Source organism: Lederbergia sp. B243.17 (genome assembly GCF_057657925.1).
Genome location: NZ_JBWBKF010000052.1, coordinates 1 through 1,575, shown reverse-complemented (window position 1 = coordinate 1,575; position 1,575 = coordinate 1). Strand labels below are relative to the sequence as shown.

General features: G+C 42.9%; 1 protein-coding gene. It reads left to right on the top strand.

The features are described 5' to 3' along the window. Positions 1 to 17: 17 nt before the first annotated feature. The coding region (locus AC0TWI_RS09765; protein ID WP_488126161.1) for an IS1182 family transposase at positions 18 to 1,575 on the top strand (1,558 nt) is incomplete at its 3' end.

Below are 1,575 nucleotides of genomic sequence, written 5' to 3'. Positions count from 1 at the left end.
CGGAAAGAAGGGTCCTTATGTTTAAAAATTATAACATGAATCAATTGGTTTTGCCTTTAGATTTAGAAGTGAAACTACAAAATAATGATATCGCCTTCCACATCCATCATTTGGTCGAAAGCATCCCTCATGAAGCGTTCGAACCATTTCTTCGAAATGAGGGCTGTCCTGCCTACCATCCGCGCATGATGCTTAAAATCATCTTATGCGGTTATACTCAGTCGGCATTTTCCGGGCGCAAGATCGAGGCGCTTCTCAAAGACAGTATCCGCATGATGTGGCTCGCTCAAGGACATGAACCGAGCTATCGTACCATTAACCGATTCCGTGTACAACCTGAAGTCAAAGAGCTGATTCGTCAGTGCTTTGTGCAGTTTCGTTCTCGGCTGGTACAAGAACAACTTATTGATCAGGAAGCCATTTTTATCGATGGTACAAAAATCGAAGCGAATGCGAATAAGTTTACGTTCGTCTGGAAGAAGTCGGTTGAGAAATACCATCAAGGACTCATTGAAAAATCCAATCAACTCTACACGGAACTGCTTGAAAAAGAAATCCTGCCCGCAATTGAACGTGAAAATGAAGAATCCTTAACCGTTGAAGAACTCGGACAAATGATTCAAAAAGTAGACGATGTCATCACAGATTACGATGAGAGAATCGAAGCTTCTTTGGACATCAAAGAGAGAAAAGCGTTAAGAAGTGAACGCAAGTTCCCAAAACAGGCCCGGAAACAACTGATGGATTATAGGGTACGCAAACAGAAATACCAACGGGATTTCGAAATCCTTGGCATGCGCAATAGTTATTCAAAAACGGATCCTGATGCGACGTTTATGCGGATGAAAGATGACTACATGGGAAATGGCCATTTGAAAGCAGGGTACAATGTTCAACTAGCGACAGAAGGCCAATATGCGCTGGCGTACAGTCTATTTCCAAACCCGACAGACACCCGAACCTTGATTCCCTTCTTGGATGAGATTGAGGAGCATTATTTTGAATTACCGAAGCACATTGTCGCAGATGCCGGGTATGGCAGTGAACAGAATTATGATGATATTCTCACCAATCGTGAAAGAGAGGCGCTCATCACGTACAATCAGTATCAGAAAGAGCGGAAGCGAAAATACAAACAAAATGAATTCAACTCAGCCAACTGGCCGTATGATCCAGAAACAGATTCCTATACTTGCCCGAACCAGCAGCGAGTCGTATTTAAGTACCGTTCGGTACGGACAGACAAATTCGGATTCCAGCGAACGTTTAAAATCTATGAGTGCGAAGACTGTTCGGGATGCCCATTCCGTTCCTCTTGTACGAAAGCAAAAGAGAGAAACCATCGAAAGGTACTGGTGAATGAGAAATGGGAAAAGCAAAAACAATATGTGAGAGCGAAGCTTTCAGAAGAAGAAATGGGTTCCATTTATCGTAGACGCAAAATCGACGTAGAACCATTTTTTGGATTCCTGAAGGCTAATTTGGCGTTCACTCGATTTTCGGTACGTGGAAAATCGAAAGTGGAAAATGAAATGGGATTCGCGTTAATGGCCGTGAACTTACGTAAGTTTACGG